The 1,280-nt window shown below is 60.8% G+C and carries 1 protein-coding gene and 1 pseudogene; one reads left to right on the top strand and one right to left on the bottom strand.

All coding sequences use genetic code 11. The annotated features are described in order from the left end of the window. Nucleotides 1–528: 528 nt before the first annotated feature. Nucleotides 529–778, top strand: a pseudogene (locus ASF22_RS25055) (TonB-dependent receptor); the annotation flags it as partial. Nucleotides 779–822: 44 nt separating this feature from the next. Here ASF22_RS25055 and ASF22_RS18995 read toward each other — a convergent pair. Further along, nucleotides 823–1,065: a hypothetical protein gene (locus ASF22_RS18995; protein ID WP_156647872.1), complete on the bottom strand. Its 243-nt coding sequence runs from the start codon at nt 1,063–1,065 to the stop codon at nt 823–825. Nucleotides 1,066–1,280 lie beyond the last annotated feature (215 nt).

A 1,280-nucleotide genomic window follows, 5' to 3' on the forward strand; every position in this document is an offset into this window, starting at 1 on the left:
CGATCTCTTCAGCCGTATGATTCTTCCGTCCCATAAAAACATCCTCCAAATGGCCCAAGGCCATACATCAGGGAGGACCACTTTTCAGGGGGCAGGCCACGTACCTCAATAGCGCATCCCGTTGGCAATGTACGGCAGCGCTTCAAGGACGAAGATCGGGTCCTCTATGAAGCAGAAACCCTGCCGTTGATGACGGTTCGTTTGGGCCTAGCTGGACGTTTGGGGTCGGGTGAAACCCATTAGTCCGCTTTACAGCTGAGTGCGAACCGCTCCTCTCAGTCCGGGCAATCACAACGAAGCCCTCCAGCAAGGAGCAGGAGACGCCGAGGGGACCTGTCGGAACCGAGAGTGTGGCGTACCTTAAGGAGTTGGAGGCGAGCTCGTGCACGATCAGAACTCAGGGTTCGGTTCCAGGTTGTCTGCCGCTCGGTTGCAGCGAGCCATTGTGGGACGGTGGAGGAATGCGCATTCCATCGCTGCCCGATCACAGCGTGGCCGTCTCGGCCTGCCGGAGCGAAAGGGGCCGCGCCCCTGATTGAGGATAACTCCGTCCTCTCCAAGCCGACCGCGCTGCTCAACGGCCGGGTCGGCTATAATTTCGAAAGCGGGATCAGCCTCTCTCTCGACGTCCTCAACCTTACCAAACGCCAGGGCCGACCAGATCATCTACTTCTACAACTCGCGCCTACCCGGCGAGGCGGCGGACGGTGCCGCCGAGCGGCACTTCCACCCGGTCGAGCCGACGGCGGTGCAGCTGACATTGGCATGCCAGTTCTAGCGACGTCGGGGCGGTATCCGGACCCGTAACATCAGGACGGATCCCTATTCCCAGTCCCGGCTGTCGAGCGTGCACGCACCATTCGCGGCGGCCGCAATGGCCGACATGGCCGCGTCGAGCGAGGCATGTTCCTTCTTAACTGACTTGAGGAGCCCGGCAGGTTCCGGTTGGATCAGGACGTTGTCCGTGTCGTCCGGCTTCGTGACGGTCCCAAGCTTCCGGCCCAGACGGTCATCCAGCGTCCAGGCATTGCCCGTGGACCCTGTGGGCGTGAGGACGACATCCATCTCTTCGATCCTCAACGTAAGGCGGTACTTCCAGGGGTGAACGCGAGTCGTGAGGACCGATCAGGCGGTGATCCTCTCGACCAGCCTCTCGGTCTCGTCAATGGCGACCCGGATGATCTAGAGGCTGTTATGGACCTGAGCGGTCTGGAATCCAGATGAGGAGGCATGACCTCTTCGCGCCAAGCCTACCCGTCCGATGTTTCCGATGATGAATG

Source organism: Methylobacterium sp. Leaf87, from assembly GCF_001422775.1.
GTDB lineage: Bacteria > Pseudomonadota > Alphaproteobacteria > Rhizobiales > Beijerinckiaceae > Methylobacterium.